The sequence below is a fragment of the uncultured Pseudophaeobacter sp. genome, assembly GCA_905479575.1.
Classification (GTDB): Bacteria; Pseudomonadota; Alphaproteobacteria; order Rhodobacterales; family Rhodobacteraceae; genus Pseudophaeobacter.
Map to the genome: position 1 here is coordinate 228450 of CAJQNB010000017.1, position 20240 is coordinate 248689.

A 20240-nucleotide genomic window follows, 5' to 3' on the forward strand; every position below is an offset into this window, starting at 1 on the left:
GCCCCGCCGGATCAAGCGTCTGAGATCAGGTGCCTGATTTGATTTTGGTCCACATGCGGGTCACCACACGCTGTACCTTGGGGGCATAGGGGGTGGTGGTGAAGAGATTGGCCAGTGTATCCGCATCGGGGTAGATTGCCGGATCGCCGATCACGTCTTCGGCCAGGAACTCTTGCGAGGCCATGTTGCCGTTGGCGTAATACACATAGTTCGATGCGGCCGCCATATTCTGCGGATCCATGATGAAGTTCAGGAAGGCATGCGCCGCATCCGGGTTTGGTGCATCAACTGGGATGGCCATCTGGTCAAACCACATCTGCGCGCCCTCGACGGCTGCATGATAGGCGATTTCGACGCCATTGTCGGCCTCAGCAGCGCGGTCGCGGGCCTGCAGCACGTCCCCGGACCAGCCAACAGCAACGCAGATATCGCCGTTCGCCAGACCATTGATATACTCGGACGAGTGGAATTTCTGGATATAGGGGCGAATGCCCATGAAGACGGCTTCGGCCTTGGCCAGCACCTCGGGGTCATGGCTGTTGGGGTCTTCGCCGATGTATTTCAGCGCGGCCGGGATCATTTCAGCAGGCGCATCCAGGAAGTGCACGCCGCATTCGCTCAGCTTTTCCATATTGGCGGGGTTAAAGACCAGCTCAAGCGAGTTGATCGGCGCATCCTCGCCCAGCAGTTCTTTGACTTTGCCGATGTTTACGCCGATGCCGGTGGTGCCCCACATGTAGTTGATGGAATAGGCATTGTCCGGGTCATATTGTTCGGTGCGGGTTTCCACGACATCCCACATGTTCTTGTGGTTGGGCAGCTTGGACATGTCCAGCTTTTGGAAAGACCCGGCGATAATCTGACGCTGCAGGAATGTGCCACTGGGCACCACAACGTCATACCCAGATCCACCGGCCAGCATTTTGGTTTCCAGCAGTTCATTGCTGTCAAAGACATCGTAGATCAGTTCGATACCGGTTTCAGTCTCGAACTTTTCCAGCAGTGCTTCATCAATATAGTCGGACCAGTTGTAGACGCGTACTTCGTCTGCCATGGCGACCGAGCCGAGCAAGGCGACGGCGGTGGTGGTTGTGAGCATTTTGAGTGTCATGGAAATCTCCCTGTGGGTACCGGTGTGAGCCCGGCTGAACTAGATTTGATCAAGTTTTACCTCATTCGGCAATACTGTTTATGTTTCCACCGGGCAGAACTTCGTGCAAGCTGCTCAAAATTTAGGAGGATAATCGCAAGTGTCGGTGACCAAATTAGCATCTCACGCAGACCAGGCCGCCCCGGATGATAGGCCAAAACTGCCCGCCCATGAGACCGTCTATCAAAAGATGCGCGCGCAAATTCTCTTTGGCGAGCTGGCCCCCGGGCAGGCGGTCACCATCCAGGGGCTGACCGAGTCATTGGGGGCGGGCATGACCCCGGTACGTGAGGCCATTCGCCGGTTGATTTCCGATGGGGCTTTGATGTTTCAGGGCAACCGCCGGGTCTCGGTTCCCTTGCTGCGGTCTGAGGATATAGATGAGCTAATTTTCGTAAGAAAAACAATAGAATCTGAGCTTGCACGCCGGGCTGCTCTGCGCATATCTGCCGATCAGATCGCCCGTTTGGAAGCCATTGATACCGCCCTGGATCAGGCGATTTCTGCGGGGGATGTCACCGGCTATTTGGTGCAGAACTACAGCTTCCATTCCGAACTCTATGCCTGCGCCGACGCGCCGATCATGTCGGATTTGGCAGACCGGCTGTGGCTGCGCTTTGGTCCTTCGCTGCGGGTGGTCTGCGGTCGCTTTGGAACCCAGAGTTTCCCGGACCGCCATAAGGACATCATCGAGGCCATGCGTCGGGGGGAGGCAGAAAAAGTGGCGCTGGCGATGGAAAAAGACGTCGAACAGGGCATGGAACAAGTGAGTCAGGGGCTGGTCAGCGCCAACTGATTCGATTGACAAGGAGAAATTTGATCATATTCTAGGGCCAATCTCTCATTGACGGAGTCTGCCTGATGAACGCGATCACCAATCACATGCCCACGGCCGAATTGCAGGCTTTGGATGCTGCCCACCATATGCACCCCTTTACCGCCAACGGCGAATTGGCCGAAAAGGGCAGCCGCATCATTACCCGTGCGACGGGTGTTACCCTGACCGATAGTGAGGGGAATGAGATCCTAGACGCCATGGCGGGCCTGTGGTGTGTCAACATTGGCTATGGCCGCGATGAGCTGGCCGATGTGGCTGCGCGCCAGATGCGGGAACTGCCCTATTACAACACCTTTTTTCAAACCACCCATGTGCCGGTGATTGCACTGGCCGCCAAAATTGCTGAGCTGGCACCAGGTGATTTGAACCACGTGTTTTTTGCGGGTTCAGGATCTGAGGCCAATGACACCAATATCCGTATGGTGCGGCACTATTGGGCGCTGAAGGGTAAGCCAACAAAATCGGTCATTATCAGTCGCCATAATGCCTATCACGGCTCTTCTGTGGGCAGTGGCTCGCTGGGCGGTATGAGCGGGATGCACGCGCAGGGCGGGCTGCCGATCCCGGATATTCACCACATCAACCAGCCCCATTGGTGGGCCGAAGGTGGCGACACCTCCGAGGATGATTTTGGTTTGGCACGGGCGCAGGAGCTGGAAGCCGCGATTCTGGAACTGGGCGAAGATCGGGTTGCCGCCTTTATCGCTGAACCTGTCCAGGGCGCTGGCGGTGTTATCGTGCCGCCTGCCACCTATTGGCCTGAGATCCAGCGCATCTGCGACAAATATGAAATCCTGCTGATCGCGGATGAAGTGATCTGTGGGTTTGGTCGCACCGGCAATTGGTTTGGCTCGCAAACCATGGGAATTCGTCCGGATATCATGACCATCGCCAAGGGGTTGTCGTCCGGCTATGCGCCCATCGGCGGCTCAATTGTCAGCGATGAGGTTGCAGCGGTCATTGGCTCGGATGAGTTTAACCATGGCTATACCTATTCCGGCCATCCCGTGGCCTCGGCTGTGGCGCTGGAAAACCTGCGTATTCTCGAAGAAGAGAATGTCGTTGGTCATGTTCAGGATGTTGCGGCGCCCTATTTGAAAGAGAAATGGGAAGCGCTGGCAGATCACCCGCTGGTAGGCGAAGCCAAGATCGTCGGCATGATGGGGTCGATTGCGCTGGTTCCGAACAAAGACAGCCGGGCGGGCTTTGCGGCCGAGGCGGGAACTGTTGGGTTTATCTGCCGCGAGCGCTGCTTTGCCAATAACCTTGTTATGCGGCATGTGGGCGATCGGATGATTATTTCACCACCACTGGTGATCACCCCTGAGGAGATTGATGTCCTGATCGCGCGGGCCCGGAGCTCGCTGGATGAGTGTTATGCAATTCTGCAGGAAAAGGATCTGCTGCACAGCGCCTGACCCTGCGCGGCAAAGAACAACCTGGCCAAAGCACCACAGGCCTTGCACCCCATCAGGTGCGAGGCCTTTCTGTTTATGGTGAACAAGAGTTCCCCAGTGTTAGCGGAAACTGCACAAATCTGTCGCAAATCTGTCGTTGGGGGGCGCTGTGAGTCCAAAGTGTCTATCGTTGCGGCCTAAGCTGGTCTGATAATTATTAATGGATGATGCGGTTGCATCCCCCGGCAAGGGTATGCTTACATCACGTCAGAAGCGCAGAACCAATCTGCCGATTATAAAAAAACGGGGAGCCTGCTTTGGCTGATGCGTCTAATACTGACGCGTTCGTAGAATTCGAACGCGTGCAAAAGAGCTACGATGGTGAAAATCTTGTCGTAAAAGACCTGAACCTCATTATGCCCAGAGGTGAGTTCCTCACCATGTTGGGCCCCTCGGGTTCCGGTAAAACCACCTGCTTGATGATGTTGGCTGGATTTGAGACGGCAACCCACGGCGATATTCGCCTTGGTGGCACCTCGATCAACAACATCCCGCCGCATAAACGTGGCATCGGCATGGTGTTTCAGAATTATGCCCTGTTCCCGCACATGACCATTGCCGAAAACCTCTCCTTCCCGCTGGAAGTCCGCAAGATGGGCAAATCCGAGCGTGAGGAAAAGGTAAAGCGCGCGTTGGATATGGTGGAAATGGGCAGCTTTGGTGGCCGTCGTCCTTCGCAGCTTTCTGGTGGACAGCAGCAGCGTATCGCCCTGGCGCGGGCGCTGGTGTTTGAACCCGAGCTGGTTTTGATGGATGAACCGCTTGGCGCGCTGGACAAACAGCTGCGGGAAAAGATGCAGTTTGAAATCACCCACCTGGCGCACCGCCTGGGCATTACTGTGGTCTATGTGACCCATGACCAGACCGAAGCCCTGACGATGTCGGACCGGGTTGCGGTGTTTGAAGATGGCCGCATTCAGCAGCTGGCGCCGCCAGACAAGCTGTATGAAGAACCGCAGAACAGCTTTGTTGCGCAGTTCATCGGCGAAAACAACACGCTCGAAGGCACCGTCAAAGAGATCAACAACGGTGTCGCGCTGGTGCAGCTGGACGGTGGTGAGCTGATCGACTGTCGGCCCGTCAACGTCAGCAAGCCGGGCGAGCGGACGCGTGTTTCGATTCGCCCAGAGCGCGTTGAATACAACAAGGATCGTCTTGCCGAAGGGGTCCATACCCTGAAGGCAGAAGTGCTTGAATTCATCTACATGGGTGACATCTTTCGCACCCGCCTGCGCGTTGCAGGCAACGATGAATTTGTGATCAAGACACGGAATGCGCCTGATCAGGTCCGTCTTAAACCCGGTCAGCAGATCGAAATTGGCTGGTTGCCCGACGACTGCCACGCCTTGGACGCCTGATCCATACCGTACACAAGCACAACTCCCGGCGAGTATGACCGGGAGGGTAAATATTAACGAACGAAATACAACAAGGAGTGACTTCTCATGAAGATGACAAAACTGTCAGCATTGGCTATGACCACGGCGCTGATCGCGCCGGCGGCCTTTGCCGAAAACATGGCAAACGAACTGACCCTGGTATCCTGGGGCGGTGCCTATCAGGACAGCCAGAACAAAGCCTATGTTGAGCCCTACCTGGCGGCAAACGATGGCGTTAGCGCCGTCTGGGACGAAAGCTCGGCTGAAGCGGTTGCCAAGCTGCGCGCCATGAACGAAGCCGGCAATGTGACCTGGGATCTGGTCGACGTTGTTGCGTCTGACGCCATGCGCCTGTGTGACGAAGGTCTCGCTGCAGAGCTGGACCACGACGCAGATCTGGCCGCGGCTCCCGATGGCACACCTGCCTCGGAAGACTTTGGCGACCTGCTGGTTTCTGACTGCTTTGTGCCTCAGATCGTTTATTCGACCACCTTTGGCTACCGCACCGACCTGGTTGGCGCCGAGGCACCTACCTCTGTTTGCGACATCTTTGACCTGGCGAAATTCCCAGGCAAACGCTCGCTGCAGAAGCGCCCAATCGACAACATGGAATGGGCTCTGTATTGCGACGGCGTTGCCAAGGACGACATCTATGACGTGCTGGGCACCGACGAAGGTGTAACACAGGCCCTGGCCAAGCTCGACACCATCAAGGACAGCGTTGTCTGGTGGTCTGCTGGTGCGGAAACACCACAGCTGTTGGCCGATGGCGAAGTGATCATGGGCTCGACCTACAACGGTCGTCTGTTCTCGGCGATTGCCGAGCAGGATCAGCCAATTGGTATGCTCTGGGACATGCAGTCCTTTGACCTGGACGGCTGGATCGTTCCCGCCGGTCTGCCAGCGGACCGCAAAGCCCGCGCAATGGACTTCCTGAAGTTCGCCACCGACACTCAGCGTCTTGCTGATCAGGCGGCGTATATCTCTTACGGTCCTGCACGTGCCTCCTCGGCACCGCTGGTTGGTAAGCACGCAGTGCTGGGCATCGAAATGGCGCCTCACATGCCAACAGATCCTGCCAACTCTGGCAATGTGCACACCTATGACTATGAGTGGTGGGCAGACAACCGTGATGATCTGGACGCAAAATTCCAGGCCTGGTTGCTCCAATAATCTGACCTCGTTGTGATAACGGGAAAGGGCCCGGCATTGTCTGGGCCCTTTCTCCACCAATCAAAAAAGACCCGACGGGGATCCCCACCATGAGTGACACCACCCAAAATGGCCCTGTGCTGGCCGCTGATGGCACGCCGCTAAAGCGTAGCCTCGCGAAGGCACTGCGGCTGCAGAAGCTCAGGGCTTTGATGCTGATTGCACCGCTGCTCCTGTTTATCCTTGTGACCTTCATCCTGCCTGTTGGCGATATGCTGTACCGTTCGGTAGACAACCGAATCGTTCAGGAAATCCTGCCCAAAACGGTGACAGCGCTCGAATCCTGGGATCCCGCCTCATCGGAATTGCCAGACGAAGCGGTTTTTGCCGCGCTGGCGGTGGATCTAAAGGCCGCGGCAGAGATCAAGGTGCACACAAAAGTGGCAAAGCGCCTGAACTACGAGAACCCAGGCCTGTCCTCGGTGTTTCGTAAATCCGGCCGCAAGATCAGAAAATGGGATGTTGAAAACGAAGGCCCCTACAAGGAGCGCCTGATCGAACTCAACGATGGCTGGGCTGATATCGAGCTGTGGCGCACCATCAAGACATATTCCGGGACCCATACCGTGGGGTATTTCCTCAATGCGGTAGACATGAAACTGGGCGCTGATGGTGCCGAGATCCGTCCCGAGACAGAACGCATTTACAACACCATGTTGATCCGAACCATGCGGATGTCGCTGATCATCACCTTCAGCTGCATTATGCTGGGCTATCCGGTTGCTTGGCTGCTGGCCAATATCACCACCCGCAATGCCAACATGTTGCTGATCCTGGTGCTGCTGCCATTCTGGACCTCGCTGCTGGTACGGACATCATCCTGGAAAATCCTGCTGCAGCAACAAGGTGTTATCAATGACGTGCTGGTCTGGATAGGGCTGGTTGGTGATGACAATCGACTTGTGTTGATCAACAACGAACTGGGCACCATCATTGCGATGACCCATATCCTGCTGCCCTTTATGATCCTGCCGATGTATTCGGTGATGCAGACGATCCAGCCCACCTATCTGCGGGCGGCCAAGTCGCTGGGCGCCACCAACTGGACAGCCTTCTGGCGGGTTTATTTCCCTCAGTCCATTCCAGGCATTGGCGCGGGGTCGATCCTCGTCTTCATCCTGGCGGTTGGCTACTACATCACGCCTGCCCTGGTGGGTGGTACCAAAGGGACCTTCATCTCCAACCTGATTGCCTATCATATCTCGACATCGGGCAACTGGGGTCTGGGCGCGGCACTGGGCGCGATCCTTCTGGCGGTGGTGCTGCTGCTGTACTGGGTCTATGACAAGATTGTCGGCATCGACAACGTGAAGCTGGGGTAACCGACAATGAGTGCACTTCCTCCATATGCGACCACTGGCCAACGGGTCTGGTACTATTCCTTCCGGGTAATCTGCGGGCTTATCTTCTTCTTTCTGATTGCTCCGATCGTGGTGATCATCCCGCTGAGCTTTAACGCGCAGGACTTCTTTACCTTCACGCCGGAAATGTTGCGGCTGGATCCTGAAGGGTTTTCGCTGAAACACTATCGCGATTTCTTTGGCAACGATTCTTGGCAAAGCGCGATGTGGAACTCGCTGAAGATTGCCCCCATGGCTACGCTTGTCTCTGTGACCTTCGGAACCTTGGCGGCGATCGGCCTCAGCCAACCCCATGTGCCGTTCCGTCGGGCCATCATGGCGATTCTGATTTCGCCAATGATCGTACCGCTGATCATTTCCGCTGCGGGCATGTATTTCTTCTACAGCCGTATTGGCCTGCAGGGGACATATCTCGGGGTGGTTTTGGCCCACGCGGCCTTGGGTATTCCCTTTGTGATCATCACCGTGACGGCAACGCTGGTGGGTTTTGACCGCTCGCTGACCCGTGCGGCGGCAAATATGGGCGCGGATCCGGTGACCACCTTCTTCCGCATTCAGATGCCTTTGATCTTGCCTGGTGTGATTTCTGGCGGCCTGTTTGCCTTCATCACCTCATTTGACGAGGTCGTGGTGGTTCTCTTTGTCGGCTCGGCTGGTCAGAAAACCCTGCCCTGGCAGATGTTCATCGGCCTGCGTGAGCAGATCTCCCCCACCATTCTGGCGGTGGCGACGATCCTGGTCGCGATCTCTATCGTGTTGCTTGCAACCGTGGAAATGCTGCGGCGACGTTCGGAACGTCTGCGGGGCATGAGCCCAAGCTAAACGCAGCAATTAAAACAATAGTATTAAGGAGGCCCCAGCGATCTTGGGCCTCCTTTTCTATTGGGGTTTCGTGACTTGGGCCAAAGCGCCTATGCTGATCAAACAGATCCAAAACGCGAACTGAGATGATGAAATACCCTTTTTCAAGCCCAGAAGTCGAAGCGGCATATCGCCTGCCGGACGAGACCGCCCGTGAGGGGCTCTTGCTGCTGCGCGACATGATTTTTGACATTGCTCGGGCTCGGCCAGAGATTGGGCAGATCGAAGAATCGCTGCGCTGGGGCCAACCGGCCTATCTGACACCGCAGACCAAGGCCGGAACAACACTCCGCCTGGGCGTGCCAAAATCCGCAGGGTTTGCTCTGTTTGTGCATTGCCAAAGCCGCCTGATACCCGAGTATCTGACAGCCTATCCGATGTGGGATCGGGTGGATGGAACCCGCGCAGTTCTGTTTGATCAGGTCACAGATATAGATCCGCTGCGCCATGGTTGGCTAATCGAACAGGCTCTGACCTATCGGCTGCGCAAAAAGACGGCAGCAAAATAGCAGGTCCCAAGGTCAGCGGCCCAGGGTCAGCGGCGTTTGCGGTCTACCTTGCGTTTGACTTTTGCCGCCTTGTGTTTGGACCTGCTGCTTTTGCGTTTTGCAGTATGCCCTGCGGGGCTGCGTCGACGACCGCCGCCCTTTCCGCCCCCGCCTGCATAGCCGCCTCTGGGCAGGGCTTCCTCTTCGATTGACAACAGTTCCAGCTCAAGCCCGCCAGTGACTGGCGCCGCCTGTGTCAGGCGAACGGTGACGCGCTGGCCAATCGAGATGGTGAATCCGGTATCGGCCCCCATCAAGGTGCCGGCCTCGGCGTCAAAGTGAAAGAACTCCCGCCCAATGGTGCGGACCGGCACCAGGCCATCGGCGCCGGTCTCATCCATTTTCACAAAGGCACCAAAGCGGGCGATGCCGCTGATCCGACCGGTGAACTCACTGCCGACCCGTTCGGACAGATAAGCGGCCAGGTAGCGGTCGGTGGTGTCGCGTTCCGCAATCATCGAGCGACGCTCGGTTTCGGAAATATGAGTGGCGGTTTCTTCCAGGCGGTCGATCTCTGCCGGTTGCAGGCCATCGTCGCCCCAGCCATGGGCGGAGATCAGCGAGCGATGCACAATCAGGTCAGCGTAGCGCCGAATGGGCGAGGTGAAATGCGCGTAGTTGCGCAGGGCCAGGCCAAAATGGCCAAAGTTTTCAGGTGTGTAATAGGCTTGCTGCATCGACCGCAGGGTCGAGATATTGATCAGCTCGGCGTCATCGGTGCCCGCCGCGCCATTGAGCAAGGCATTCAGGTGCTTGGTCTGCAAGACCTGGCCCTTGGCCAACGGAAAGCCAGCAGCCATGGCCGTTTCCCGCAGGGACTCCAGCTTTTCTGGGGCCGGTTCTTCGTGCACCCGGAACAGCAGCGGTGAGCGCTTTTTGATCAGGGTCTCGGCGGCGGCCACATTTGCGAGGATCATGAATTCCTCAATCAACTTATGCGCGTCCAACCGGTCACGAAAGGCCACCGAGGTGACCTGACCATTGTCGTTCAGCACAATTTTGCGTTCAGGCAGGTCCAGATCCAGCGGCTCGCGCCGGGCACGGGCCTTTTTCAGCGCAGTGTAGGCGGCATAAAGCGGTTTGATCACCAGCTCCAAAAAGCGCTCGGTGCGCTCCGTCACCTGACCATCCATGGCGTCCTGGACCTCGGCGTAATGCAGCGAGGCAGCAGACCGCATCAGCCCGCGCGCAAAGCGGTGCGAGATCTTGTTGCCATCGGCATCGATTTGCATGCGCACTGCTAGACAGGGGCGCGGTACGCCCTCGTGCAGCGAGCACAGATCGCCCGACAGCCGGTCAGGCAGCATCGGCACCACGCGGTCCGGGAAATACGAGGAATTGCCGCGTTTGCGCGCCTCGCGATCCAGCTCGCCGCCGGTTTTGACATAGGCGGCAACATCGGCGATGGCGACCCAGATGATATGGCCACCGGGGTTCTGAGGATCGGTATCCGCTTCGGCGTAGCAGGCGTCATCGTGGTCGCGGGCATCGGCCGGGTCGATGGTGATCAGCGGCATGTCACGCAGATCTTCGCGCCCCGATAGCCCCATGGGTTTGGCGGCATCTGCCTCGGCCACCACCGCATTGGGAAAATCATCGGGAATACCATGCTGATGAATGGCAATCAGCGACACCGCCTTGGGGGCAGAGGGATCGCCCAGCCGGTTGATCACGCGGGCGCGGGGCAGGCCCATGCGGCCCTTGGGGCCAGCCTGCTCGGCCTCGACCAGCTCACCATCACGGGCGCCCTGCATGGCGTCCTCAAGCACGATCCATTCATTGGAGGAGGACTTTTCAATCGGCACAATGCGGCCGCCCTCAGCGCCCTTACGGAAGATGCCGATAACCCGTTTGGGGTTCACGCCAATGCGGCGGATGATGCGGGCCTCGTAGTGATGATCGGATCCATCCACCTTACTCAACCGGGCCAGAATGCGGTCACCCTGTCCCAGGGCAGGGCCTGCGGGCGTGGTTACCACCAGCACGATCGGTTCTACCCCTTCGCCGTGCCACTCCAGCGGTTGGGCATAAAGATCGCCATTCTCGTCCGGCGCCTTGACCAGCAGCACCGTCACCGGGGGCAATTGCTCGGGGTCGCGATAGGTTTTGTTGCGCTTTTGCAAATGCCCTTCGGCCTCCAGCTCCTTCAGCAGGCGCTTGAGATCAATCCGGTCGGCGCCCTTGATGCCAAAAGCCTTGGCAATGTCGCGTTTCGATGTCTGGGTCGGGTGGGCGCTGATCCAATCGAGGATCTCGGCCTTGGAGGGAATACGGGTCATATACCCCGCCTAGCATGGCTGGGAGGAGAGGTCATGGGCAAAAGCGCTGCGTCAGATGCAAGCCTGCTATCGGTGGTCGGGCAGATCCGCCGCAGTGTCGACATCCCTAAGCTGATCAGTGAGCGCAATGCGATAGCCGGGCAGGCTGCGCAAGCTGTCCGCCAGCGCCTGTTCGCTGGACCAGCGCACATTGCGAAACAGGCTGCGGGGCAGACGTTTGGGGTGCTTGGCCCCGACCAGCCAATAGCCGCCATCCAGTGCGGGGCCAAAGACTGCGTCATGACCCCCGAGCGCAGCATAGGCGCGGGCAATATGGGCGCGGGTCACGCCGGGGATATCGGCGCCAATCAGGCAGACCGGTCCGGGACCAAATTTGCGCAGCATTGCCCCCATGCGCTGTCCCAGATCCCCCCGCCCCTGCGGCTGACGGGCCACATCGCCAGGCCAGACGCGTGAGGAGACGGCCAGATCTGGCGCAACGGCCAGAACGAGCTCCCAGCGGGGATCACGCAGGCGGCGGATCAGCCGGGCAGATTGATGGCGAAACCACCAGGTGGCGGCAATTTTGCCAATGTCACGCCCAAGCCGGGTTTTGACCCGGCCGGGGCGTGGCTCTTTCACCATGATGATCAGAACCGGCCTCACGCCAGCTCCAACACCATATCGCGGTGATCAATGCCAGCATCATCATAGATGGGTCCAAAGGCCTGAAAGCCGAGTTTTGTGTAGAACCCCAGCGCGTGGATCTGGGCGCCGAGTTTGACGCGGGCGATGCCGGGTGTCTTTTTTGCAATTTCGATGGCTGCGCGGATAATATCCGCCCCGAGGCCAGTGCCACGAGCGCTTTGCAGCACACAGACCCGACCGACCTTTGCCACATCACCCTGAAACAGGATGCGCGCGGTGCCAACCGGGGTGCTGCCGTCCTGTGCCAACAGATGGGTTGCGACTGCGTCAAACGCGTCCTGTTCTTCCGCGACTGGCACGCCTTGTTCTTTGACAAAAACGGTGTGGCGCAGGGCAAGGCAGGTGGCAAAATCCCGGGTCTCGGCGATTGTGATGCTCATGCAAAATAGTCTTTCAGGATACGGGCATAGATGGATTTCAGCTGGGTGATCTGTTCAACCGGCACACATTCATCAACCTGATGCATCGTCTTTCCGACCAGGCCAAACTCAACCACCGGGCAGTGATGTTTGACAAAGCGCGCATCCGAGGTGCCGCCGGTGGTTGACAGCTCGGGTTTGATCCCCGTCTCGGCCTCCACGGCACTTGCAACCAGATCCGAAAGAGCACCGGGCGGGGTGAGAAAGCTCTCACCGGAGATTTTTATCTTCATCTCGATTGAGACGCCAAATTCTGCCGTGACCCGGTCCACCTCGCTCTGCAACCAGCTGCTGAGACTGGCGCCACTGTGGCTGTTGTTGAAGCGGATGTTTACCGTTGCGCGGCTTTGGGCCGGGATCACATTGGTCGCGGGGTTGCCGGTGTCGATGGTCACAACCGCCAGGGTCGAGGCATCAAAATGATCGGTGCCCTGATCCAATTGGTGGCTGGCCAGGCGGTCCACCAGCCGGGCCATGGCGTTGAGCGGGTTATTGGCACGGTGGGGATAGGCGGAGTGCCCCTGCTTGCCGGTCACGGTGAACCAGGCGGACATCGAACCGCGGCGGCCCACCTTGATCATCTCGCCCATGGTTGTGGGGCAGGTGGGTTCACCAACCAGACAGACGTCCATCTTTTCCCCGGTTGCCGCCATATGGTCGAGCAAGGCAGTGGTGCCGTCGATGGCATCGCCTTCCTCATCGCCGGTGATGGTCAGGATCACCGCGCCGTCGGGTGGGGTGTCGGTGACAAAATCAATGGCAGCGGCGGCAAAGGCCGCAACGCCAGATTTCATGTCGGTTGCCCCCCGGCCATACATCACCCCGTCTTTTATCTCAGCGCCAAAGGGCGGCATGGTCCAGGCGGCCTCATCCCCCAGGGGCACCACATCGGTATGGCCATTAAAGCCAAAGCTGCGCCCATGGCCCTTGTCCCCCCAGCGGGCAAAGAGGTTGGAAATGCCACCACGATCCACCCTTGTGCAGGTAAACCCAGCTTGCGACAGCAGCTCTTGCAACATCTGCAGCGCGCCACCTTCTACAGGGGTTACAGAGGGGCAGCGGATCAAATCCGCAGTCAGACGAACCGGGTCGATGGGGGCCATGTGGGTGCTCCTGTGCGGCGTGCGGGGGCACGCCCAAAATAAGGTTTTGAGTGATTTAACGCGCTTTTGGAGCCCGTGCAAACAGAGCCAGATCACGCTGGAAGGCGCAGCCCAACGCCGTCGCGGCCTGTCTGGGGCCTTGTGGCGCAAAAGCTGCGCCCTGATCTAGGGAAAACTTACTAGCTGACACCTCGTAAAAGTGCGTGGTATAGAACAGTTAATAAAAAAGACCAGAGGCAGGTCACCAGCGAGCGGAACCACAAAAATGTGGATTTTGCCAATATATAAAGGGCCAAAAAGGTCCAGGCAGCGCAGCGGATCTTTCGCTGTGGCGTGACGGGTGAGTTGTCTCTCCAATTGAGGATTGGAGCAAGGCAAATGGCGACAGCATCAGAGCTGGGATACGATACAGGTGCGTCTGCGACCGAGATGGCCGAAACGATTTTTGGCGACGGTGTCACCGTGGTCAGTGCCGATTACAGCGGCGACAGCCGATCATCGGCGATCTATTCAAACGGGGACGCCTTGGCCCCCGGCGCCACCCCCGGGGATAGCGGCGTGATCCTGTCAACGGGACGGGCCAGCAGCTACACCAACTCTAGAGGTGATCCCAACCGGGCGACTGACACCTCGCGCAATACCAGTGGCGAAAACAACAACTCGGATTTCAATGCTGCGGCTGGTGCCAGAACCTATGACGCCTCCTACCTGGATGTGAGCTTTATTCCCGACGCTTCGGTCATGACCGTGGAGTTTGTGTTTTCCTCCGAAGAGTTCCCGGAATATCAGGGCTCGATCTATCAGGATGTGGTGGCCGTGTGGGTCAATGGCTCGGTGGTCGAAATGGACGTCGGCGGTGGCGCCGCAAATCCGGGCAATGTCAGTGCCTCGATCAATGAAAATCTCTACCTTGATAACACCGGTGATGACTTCAACACCGAGATGGACGGCCTGACCATCACCATGACGTTGACCATGTATGTCAATCCCGGCGAGGTAAATGACATCCGCTTTGGCATCGCGGATGTGGGAGACAGCAGCTACGATAGTAATCTGTTGATCGCAGCTGACTCGGTGCAGACCGATCTGGTGGCGCTGACCGATGAGGTCCATGTGGCAGCGGATGGCAGCAAGGTTGTCGATGTGCTGGCCAATGACGTCAGCCCCTCGGGCGGGGTGTTGACGGTCACCCATGTCAACGGGGTGGAGGTCTCCGCTGGGTCTGTGGTGACGCTGCCGACGGGGCAGCAGGTCGAGGTGAATGCAGATGGCACCCTGACGCTTCACGGTGACGGGGATATTGAAGATTTCAACTTTACTTATACCGCCAGCAATGGGGACAACAGCGATACCGGCTTTGTAAAAGCCAGCTCGATTCCGTGCTTTGTGGCCGGGACGTTGATCCGCACCCCGGAGGGGGACGTGCCGGTTGAGACCCTGCAGCCCGGCGATCTGGTGACAACCAGAGACCAGGGGCCGCAACCGTTGCGTTGGATCGGATCCCGCAGTGTCCGTGCTGAGGGCGAGTTTGCGCCGATCCTCATCCGTGCGGGCAGCTTTGGCACCCACCGCGACCTGATGGTTTCGCCGCAACACCGCATTTTGCTGCGTGACGCCTATGCAGAGCTGTTGTTCGGTGAGGGCGAGGTGCTGGTTGCAGCAAAGGATCTGCTGAATGGTGGCAGTATTTCCCGCCAGTTTGGCGGTGACGTCACCTATGTGCATCTGTTGTTTGACCAGCATCAGGTGATCTATTCTGAAGGGCTGACAACCGAAAGCTTTTTACCCGGCCCGCAAACGGCTGAGCTGTTTGAACAGCCGGTCCTGCAAGAGATCTATGCGCTGTTCCCCGAACTCGACCCGGAAACCGGCTGTGGCTATGGCGCGTCTGCCCGGCCTGGGTTGAAGGGATTTGAGGGCAGGCTGCTTGCGGCAGTGCAGGCCGCCTGATCTGATGTGCTGGCTGGGCATCATCGATTTTGCGCGAGGGTGTTCGGACCTGTCCGGGCTGGTTCAGGCCCTGCGGGCTGAGGGTGGTGGCGACGCCTTGATGCTGCGCGGCACCCTGGTGGTTGAAATGTCGATCCCAGACAGTCCCCGACTTGAGCCCCTGTTGCAATTTTCCCAGGATGGCGACTGGCCGATCTCCCTGGCGATCCAGGCAGTGCCGGGCGGCGGCGTCAGCCTGATCTTGCAGCAGAGCGGCCGTCTCTCCCATGCGGCGCTCAATCCCAGCGGGGCAGGGCACACCGGACAGGTCAGGCTGACCTATGCCTGGGACAGTCTGGCAGGATACGCGCGCCTTGCCCTGGAATGCGCCGACAGTGATCGGGTACAGATCGCCTTGCTGCCGCCGCCATGCCCCTGGCGCTATCAGGATCTTAAAACTCTGGTCTCCCCGGGACCGTTGCGCTTCACCTCGGCGGCGCTGACCTATTTGGCAGTGTCCAACGCGCTGGAGCCCGTAGGACCGATGCCAGGTCTTGCTCCAGAGACGCCGGTGGCGACACCGCAGGGGTATCGCCCGGTTGACACCCTGCAGCGCGGCGATCTGGTCCTCAGCGAGTCCGGTGACAGCCTGCCGGTTTTGCATGTCTTGCGCCGCGAAGTGCCAGCCATGGGGATTTTTCGCCCGGTTGTCCTGCGAGCTCCTTTCTTTGGATTGCAGCAGGCGATTCAGGTTTCGGCCTCGCAACGGCTGGTGCTGAGCGGCAGTGAGGTGGAATATCTGTTTGGACGGCCCGCAGTTCTGGTACCGACGCGCCATTTAATGGGGACATCGGTGGCAACAGCTGTGGCAGTACCGGATCACTTCAGGGGCAAGGGGATGACCATCTGTTATACGCAGCTGATCTTGCCGGATCACGCGCCGTTGCTGGCTGCGGGCGCGGTTCTTGAAAGCCTGTACCTGGGCAGCCTGCGGCGTGATGCAACGCGTCTCAAAGCCAGCCAGTTGGCGGCAGTGGATCGCACCACGCTGCCGGAACATGGCCCCCCCCAGGTATCCGGTTCTGGGTGCTTTTGATGCTGCGGTTCTTGCAGAACGACGGGTGGCCTGAGGGGTTCAAGCTTGCTTGAACCTGTTGAACCACCTAAGACTTATTCAAAAAGTGACGTATCCTGTTCTGAGGTATTGATTTGCGCGCTCTTCGCTTTATCCTCCCGTTTCTGCTCCTTCTTTGGGGAAATGCGCTGGCGGCGCAGGTGGTCGATGTCAATACGGTGACCCGTCCACCCTTTTCAATGATTGAAAACGGGCGTGAGACCGGCTTTGCCATCGAGCTACTGCAGGAAATTGCCCACCGTCAGGGCTGGGACCTTGCCGTTCACCGCAAGGACACCTTTGCCGAGATGCTGACGGGGGTTCGCGACGCAGAGGTGGATCTGGCTGCGGCAAATATCTCGATTACCTCGGCCCGTGAAGCAGAAATGGATTTCAGTCAGCCGGTGTTTGAAAGCGGGCTACAGATTCTGGTGCAGGCTGCGGACGTGCGGGAACCATCGTTGATGAAAGCGCTGCTGTCCTGGGATCTGGCCCTGGCGATCGGGCTGGCGTTTTTGTTGCTTCTGGTTGGCGGCATGTTCATGTGGGCCCTGGAGCGTCGTGCCCAACCCTATTTTGACCGTCCCCTGAAAGAAGCCTGGTTTCCGTCTTTTTGGTGGGCGCTCAATCTGGTGGTAAACGGCGGCTTTGAAGAACGGGTGCCGCGCACTGCTATTGGGCGGATGTTTGGCGTGATGCTGGTGCTGTCTTCCCTGTTTATCGTGTCGATCTTCGTTGCCAAAATCACTGCGGTGATGACGGTTGACGCCATCAGCGGTTCGATCTCCTCTGTAAATGACCTTTACGGCAAACGCACCGGCACCATTGAGGGGTCCACCGCCGCTGGTTTCTTGCAGCGCCGTGACATCGACTATCAGGGCTTTGAAACCCTGGATGAGATGCTGGCGGCCTTTGAGGCAGGGGATATTCGTGTCGTGGTTTTTGATGCACCAGTTCTGAACTATTATGTGCAGCATGGCGGCAGCGAATATGGCCGCACCATCGGATCAGTCTTCCTGCGTGAATACTACGGTTTTGTTTTCCCACAGGGATCTGAATTGACCGAGCAGGCCAACCGGAGCCTGTTGGAAATGCAGGAAGATGGCAGCTATGAAGCGCTGTATCGCAGCTGGTTTGGTCGATTGAACTAACGGTATCCCCGGCCAGAGCCTATCTCTGGCTTTTTCGCTTTGCGTAGCCGCTAGTGGAAAACGGGTTCTTCGCCCTCAAAGAAGGGGGTCATCTGGGCCACGATCACGGCGTTTTCTTCCAGCGCACGCTGCATCAGCGCATGTTCTTCCTCACCAATCTCGTGGCCTTCTTCCTGACGTTCGGCAAGGGTGCCATAGCCGGTGACATCCAGCGGTGCAGTGTCGGCCTGTTTCAGGATGGCGACAGTCTCGCGGACGGCCTCTGCCTCATCCACGCCAGAGGCATAGATCATCAGGGCTGCCCCGGTTGCGCCTTCGGGCAGACCATCGCCTTCTTTGCGACCGATCTGAACCAGGAGCGTATAGACCTGTTGGCGGGATATCTTCTTTTTTTCCATATCGTCGCCATAGCCCTGTCGGCGCCTTGGGGTCAATCGAATTCAGATTGTTCAGGCTTGCGGCAGGCCTGCAAAGGTTTCAAACCTATAAAACCCGTGGTCAGCTACAGGAGATCCCATGCGGTTTTCGCTTTCACAGATTTCGCCCCAGGTTTGGAAAAACGGTGGTGGCTCTACGCGGGAACTGGCCCGCGAAGACACCGCCAAGGGGCACATGATCTGGCGCGCCAGCCTGGCGCGGATCGACCGGGACGGGGCGTTTTCTAATTTCCCCGGCCTGTCGCGTATTCATTGCATCGTTTCAGGCGCTGGGTTGCAGCTGTCCAACGCCGATGTGCAGCTAGTGGCGGACCCCCTAAAGCCGTTGCATTTTGATGGCGGGCTGGATCTCACCGCGCGGCTGAGGCAGGGCGCCTGCGAGGCCTTTAACCTGATCTATGACCCAGACCGCATGAGCGCCGAGATGAAAATCTGCGACGCGGGCCGACACCACTTTGACGATGGAACCCAACTGATTTTTGTTCTGGAGGGTTCCCTGCGGCTGGAGACTTCTGCAGGTGTTGAGCAGCTCAGCAGCGGCGAGGGATGGCAGGGTGTCGCTGGTGGTTTCGTGGATATTGCGCAGGATGGTAGGGCGGTGCTGCTGCGCTTGGGACACCTTTAGACAGGTCAGTAGGTAGTCACAAATGTCCGACTAAAATAGCCGCTCAAAACAAAATGCGCGCCCCCTTGGGATCAAGGAGACGCGCAGCATGGAACCTCAGCGCGGCGGGATCAGTCGCGCAGCAATTCGTTGATACCGGTTTTTGAACGGGTCTGTGCATCGACGCGTTTGACGATCACCGCACAATACAGGCTGACGTTGTTCTTTGATGGCATCGAGCCAGAGACAACCACCGAATAGGGCGGCACTTCGCCATACATCACTTCGCCGGTCTCGCGGTCGACGATCTTGGTCGACTTGCCGATATAGACGCCCATGCCCAGGACCGAGCCTTCGCGCACGATGCAGCCTTCGACCACCTCGGAACGGGCACCGATAAAGCAGTTGTCCTCGATGATGGTGGGGCCGGCCTGCATGGGTTCCAGCACGCCGCCAATGCCAACGCCACCCGACAGGTGTACGTTTTTACCGATCTGGGCGCAGGAGCCAACGGTGGCCCAGGTGTCAACCATGGTGCCTTCGTCCACATAGGCGCCGAGGTTCACAAACGAGGGCATCAGTACCACGCCGGGGGCGACATAGGCGCTTTTGCGCACGATGCAGTTGGGAACGGCGCGGAAACCGGCCTCTTTCCACTCGGCATCGCCCCAGCCCATGAATTTGCTGTCGACCTTGTCCCACCAGCTGGACCCCTGCGGACCCCCGGACTGCATTTCCATATCCTTGATACGGAAGCCCAGCAGTACGGCCTTTTTGGCCCACTGGTTGACGTGCCAGTCGCCGCTGTCCAGTTTTTCGGCAACCCGCAGCGACCCGGAGTCCAGCGCCTGCAATGTGGCCTCGATGGCTTCGCGCTGTTCACCTGTGGTGGCGGGGGTGATGCTGTCACGGGCCTCCCAGGCGGCTTCGATCGCGGTTTCCAGCTGAGCGTTGGACATTGGGGGGTACTCCGGCATGTGTGTAAAATTAGGATTCGCAGCTTTCTAACGGCAATCTGCGCGCAGGTCATGCCCGGATTACGGCCAAAATGACGCCCTACCCGGCGTTTTGACCTCTTTAGCGTACCCGGCGCAGGTGGCGGCGCAGGATTTCGCAGGCGGCAGGGGCATCCTGGCGCTGCATCGCCTGCACAATGGCGGCGTGATCCTGATCTATGCGGGGGCGCCACTGGTGCCGCCAATTGGCAAACAGATGCCGCGCCGAGGCAATGTGCAGATCATCAATCGAGGCCAGCAACCGGGGCATCTGGCAGGGGGTCAGAATGATGCGGTGGAAAGCCCGGTTGCAGCGCTCCCAAGTGGCCATGTCCTCTGCTTCGTCGCAGGCCAGGCGGGCCGCCTCTGCGGCATCCAGATCCGCCTTGGTGATCCGGGCAAACCCATGGGTGAGCGCCAGGATTTCCAGAGCAACCCGCATTTCGATCACTTCGCGGATCTCACTGGGGTTCAACGCGCTGACACGGGTGCCACGTCGGGGTTCGGAAATCGCCAGCCCGTGGGCTTCGAGCCGCAACAGTGCCTCGCGCACCGGCACGTGGCTGGTGTCAAATTCGCGGGCAATATGGTCCTGTCGCAGCTTTTCCCCCGCCTTCAGCGCGCCGGTAACGATCTGCTCGCTCAGGGCCTGATAGATTGTATCTGCGATTGTTGCGGTCATGACAGGTCGATAGGGCGGCTGCGATGGTGGTGCA

At 58.5% G+C, this 20240-nt stretch carries 18 protein-coding genes and 1 pseudogene; 11 read left to right on the top strand and 8 right to left on the bottom strand.

All coding sequences use genetic code 11. The features are described from left to right. Nucleotides 1–25: 25 nt before the first annotated feature. The gene (locus QZ268_RS06415; protein WP_295449834.1) at nucleotides 26–1111 is read right to left on the bottom strand and encodes a polyamine ABC transporter substrate-binding protein; all 1086 of its coding nucleotides are present in this window, start codon (nucleotides 1109–1111) and stop codon (nucleotides 26–28) included. A 145-nt stretch (nucleotides 1112–1256) separates the two neighbouring features. Between QZ268_RS06415 and QZ268_RS06420 the strand changes: the two genes are divergently transcribed. From QZ268_RS06420 to QZ268_RS06450, 7 genes and pseudogenes are all read left to right on the top strand, one after another. Then, nucleotides 1257–1946 carry a GntR family transcriptional regulator gene (locus tag QZ268_RS06420; protein ID WP_295449836.1) on the top strand — a complete coding sequence of 230 codons (690 nt, stop codon included), beginning with the start codon at nucleotides 1257–1259 and terminating at the stop codon, nucleotides 1944–1946. A 65-nt stretch (nucleotides 1947–2011) separates the two neighbouring features. After that, nucleotides 2012–3406, top strand: coding sequence for an aspartate aminotransferase family protein (locus QZ268_RS06425; RefSeq protein ID WP_295449839.1), 1395 nt, complete (start codon nucleotides 2012–2014; stop codon nucleotides 3404–3406). 296 nt (nucleotides 3407–3702) lie between these two features. After that, a complete protein-coding gene (locus tag QZ268_RS06430) occupies nucleotides 3703–4803 on the top strand; it encodes an ABC transporter ATP-binding protein (protein WP_295449842.1) in 1101 nt (366 codons plus the stop codon). 87 nt (nucleotides 4804–4890) lie between these two features. After that, on the top strand, nucleotides 4891–5997 hold the full coding sequence (locus tag QZ268_RS06435; protein ID WP_295449845.1) for an extracellular solute-binding protein: 1107 nt from the start codon (nucleotides 4891–4893) through the stop codon (nucleotides 5995–5997). Between the two features lie 89 nt (nucleotides 5998–6086). Next, on the top strand, nucleotides 6087–7358 hold the full coding sequence (locus tag QZ268_RS06440; protein WP_295449848.1) for an ABC transporter permease: 1272 nt from the start codon (nucleotides 6087–6089) through the stop codon (nucleotides 7356–7358). Nucleotides 7359–7373: 15 nt separating this feature from the next. Continuing rightward, a pseudogene (locus QZ268_RS06445) lies at nucleotides 7374–8219 on the top strand (ABC transporter permease); the annotation flags it as partial. Between the two features lie 125 nt (nucleotides 8220–8344). Then, nucleotides 8345–8767, top strand: a complete 423-nt coding sequence (locus QZ268_RS06450; RefSeq protein ID WP_349386908.1) for a DUF1801 domain-containing protein — start codon at nucleotides 8345–8347, stop codon at nucleotides 8765–8767. Nucleotides 8768–8793: 26 nt separating this feature from the next. Here QZ268_RS06450 and rnr read toward each other — a convergent pair whose 3' ends face one another. From rnr to dapE, 4 genes are all read right to left on the bottom strand, one after another. Continuing rightward, nucleotides 8794–11085 carry a ribonuclease R gene (rnr, locus tag QZ268_RS06455; RefSeq protein ID WP_295449854.1) on the bottom strand — a complete coding sequence of 764 codons (2292 nt, stop codon included), beginning with the start codon at nucleotides 11083–11085 and terminating at the stop codon, nucleotides 8794–8796. A gap of 66 nt (nucleotides 11086–11151) precedes the next feature. Next, complete coding sequence (locus QZ268_RS06460; protein WP_295449857.1) at nucleotides 11152–11730, bottom strand: TIGR04282 family arsenosugar biosynthesis glycosyltransferase; 579 nt, start codon at nucleotides 11728–11730, stop codon at nucleotides 11152–11154. Next, nucleotides 11727–12152 (bottom strand): GNAT family N-acetyltransferase, encoded by a 426-nt coding sequence (locus tag QZ268_RS06465; RefSeq protein WP_295449860.1) that lies wholly within the window; start codon nucleotides 12150–12152, stop codon nucleotides 11727–11729. The genes QZ268_RS06460 and QZ268_RS06465 overlap by 4 nt, the downstream gene beginning before the upstream one ends. Beyond that, nucleotides 12149–13294, bottom strand: coding sequence for a succinyl-diaminopimelate desuccinylase (dapE, locus tag QZ268_RS06470; RefSeq protein ID WP_295449863.1), 1146 nt, complete (start codon nucleotides 13292–13294; stop codon nucleotides 12149–12151). Before dapE ends, QZ268_RS06465 begins: the two co-directional genes overlap by 4 nt. A gap of 378 nt (nucleotides 13295–13672) precedes the next feature. Here dapE and QZ268_RS06475 point away from each other — a divergent pair, with 378 nt between their 5' ends. The 3 genes from QZ268_RS06475 (at nucleotide 13673) to QZ268_RS06485 (ending at nucleotide 17488) form a co-directional block, all read left to right on the top strand. Then, the gene (locus QZ268_RS06475; protein ID WP_295449866.1) at nucleotides 13673–15244 is read left to right on the top strand and encodes a Hint domain-containing protein; all 1572 of its coding nucleotides are present in this window, start codon (nucleotides 13673–13675) and stop codon (nucleotides 15242–15244) included. 4 nt (nucleotides 15245–15248) lie between these two features. After that, nucleotides 15249–16319, top strand: a complete 1071-nt coding sequence (locus QZ268_RS06480; protein ID WP_295449868.1) for a Hint domain-containing protein — start codon at nucleotides 15249–15251, stop codon at nucleotides 16317–16319. A gap of 113 nt (nucleotides 16320–16432) precedes the next feature. After that, the gene (locus QZ268_RS06485) at nucleotides 16433–17488 is read left to right on the top strand and encodes a transporter substrate-binding domain-containing protein (protein ID WP_295449871.1); all 1056 of its coding nucleotides are present in this window, start codon (nucleotides 16433–16435) and stop codon (nucleotides 17486–17488) included. A 50-nt stretch (nucleotides 17489–17538) separates the two neighbouring features. Here the strand turns inward: QZ268_RS06485 and QZ268_RS06490 are convergent, their stop codons facing one another. After that, a complete protein-coding gene (locus QZ268_RS06490) occupies nucleotides 17539–17886 on the bottom strand; it encodes a hypothetical protein (protein ID WP_027242012.1) in 348 nt (115 codons plus the stop codon). A gap of 118 nt (nucleotides 17887–18004) precedes the next feature. Between QZ268_RS06490 and QZ268_RS06495 the strand changes: the two genes are divergently transcribed. Further along, entirely contained in the window at nucleotides 18005–18550 is a 546-nt protein-coding gene (locus QZ268_RS06495; protein ID WP_295449876.1) for a HutD family protein, read from the top strand. Between the two features lie 110 nt (nucleotides 18551–18660). Here QZ268_RS06495 and dapD read toward each other — a convergent pair whose 3' ends face one another. Together dapD and QZ268_RS06505 are read right to left on the bottom strand one after the other, a co-directional pair. Then, nucleotides 18661–19488: a 2,3,4,5-tetrahydropyridine-2,6-dicarboxylate N-succinyltransferase gene (dapD, locus tag QZ268_RS06500; RefSeq protein ID WP_295449879.1), complete on the bottom strand. Its 828-nt coding sequence runs from the start codon at nucleotides 19486–19488 to the stop codon at nucleotides 18661–18663. Nucleotides 19489–19606: 118 nt separating this feature from the next. Then, the gene (locus QZ268_RS06505) at nucleotides 19607–20206 is read right to left on the bottom strand and encodes a GntR family transcriptional regulator (RefSeq protein WP_295449883.1); all 600 of its coding nucleotides are present in this window, start codon (nucleotides 20204–20206) and stop codon (nucleotides 19607–19609) included. Between the last annotated feature and the right edge of the window lie 34 nt (nucleotides 20207–20240).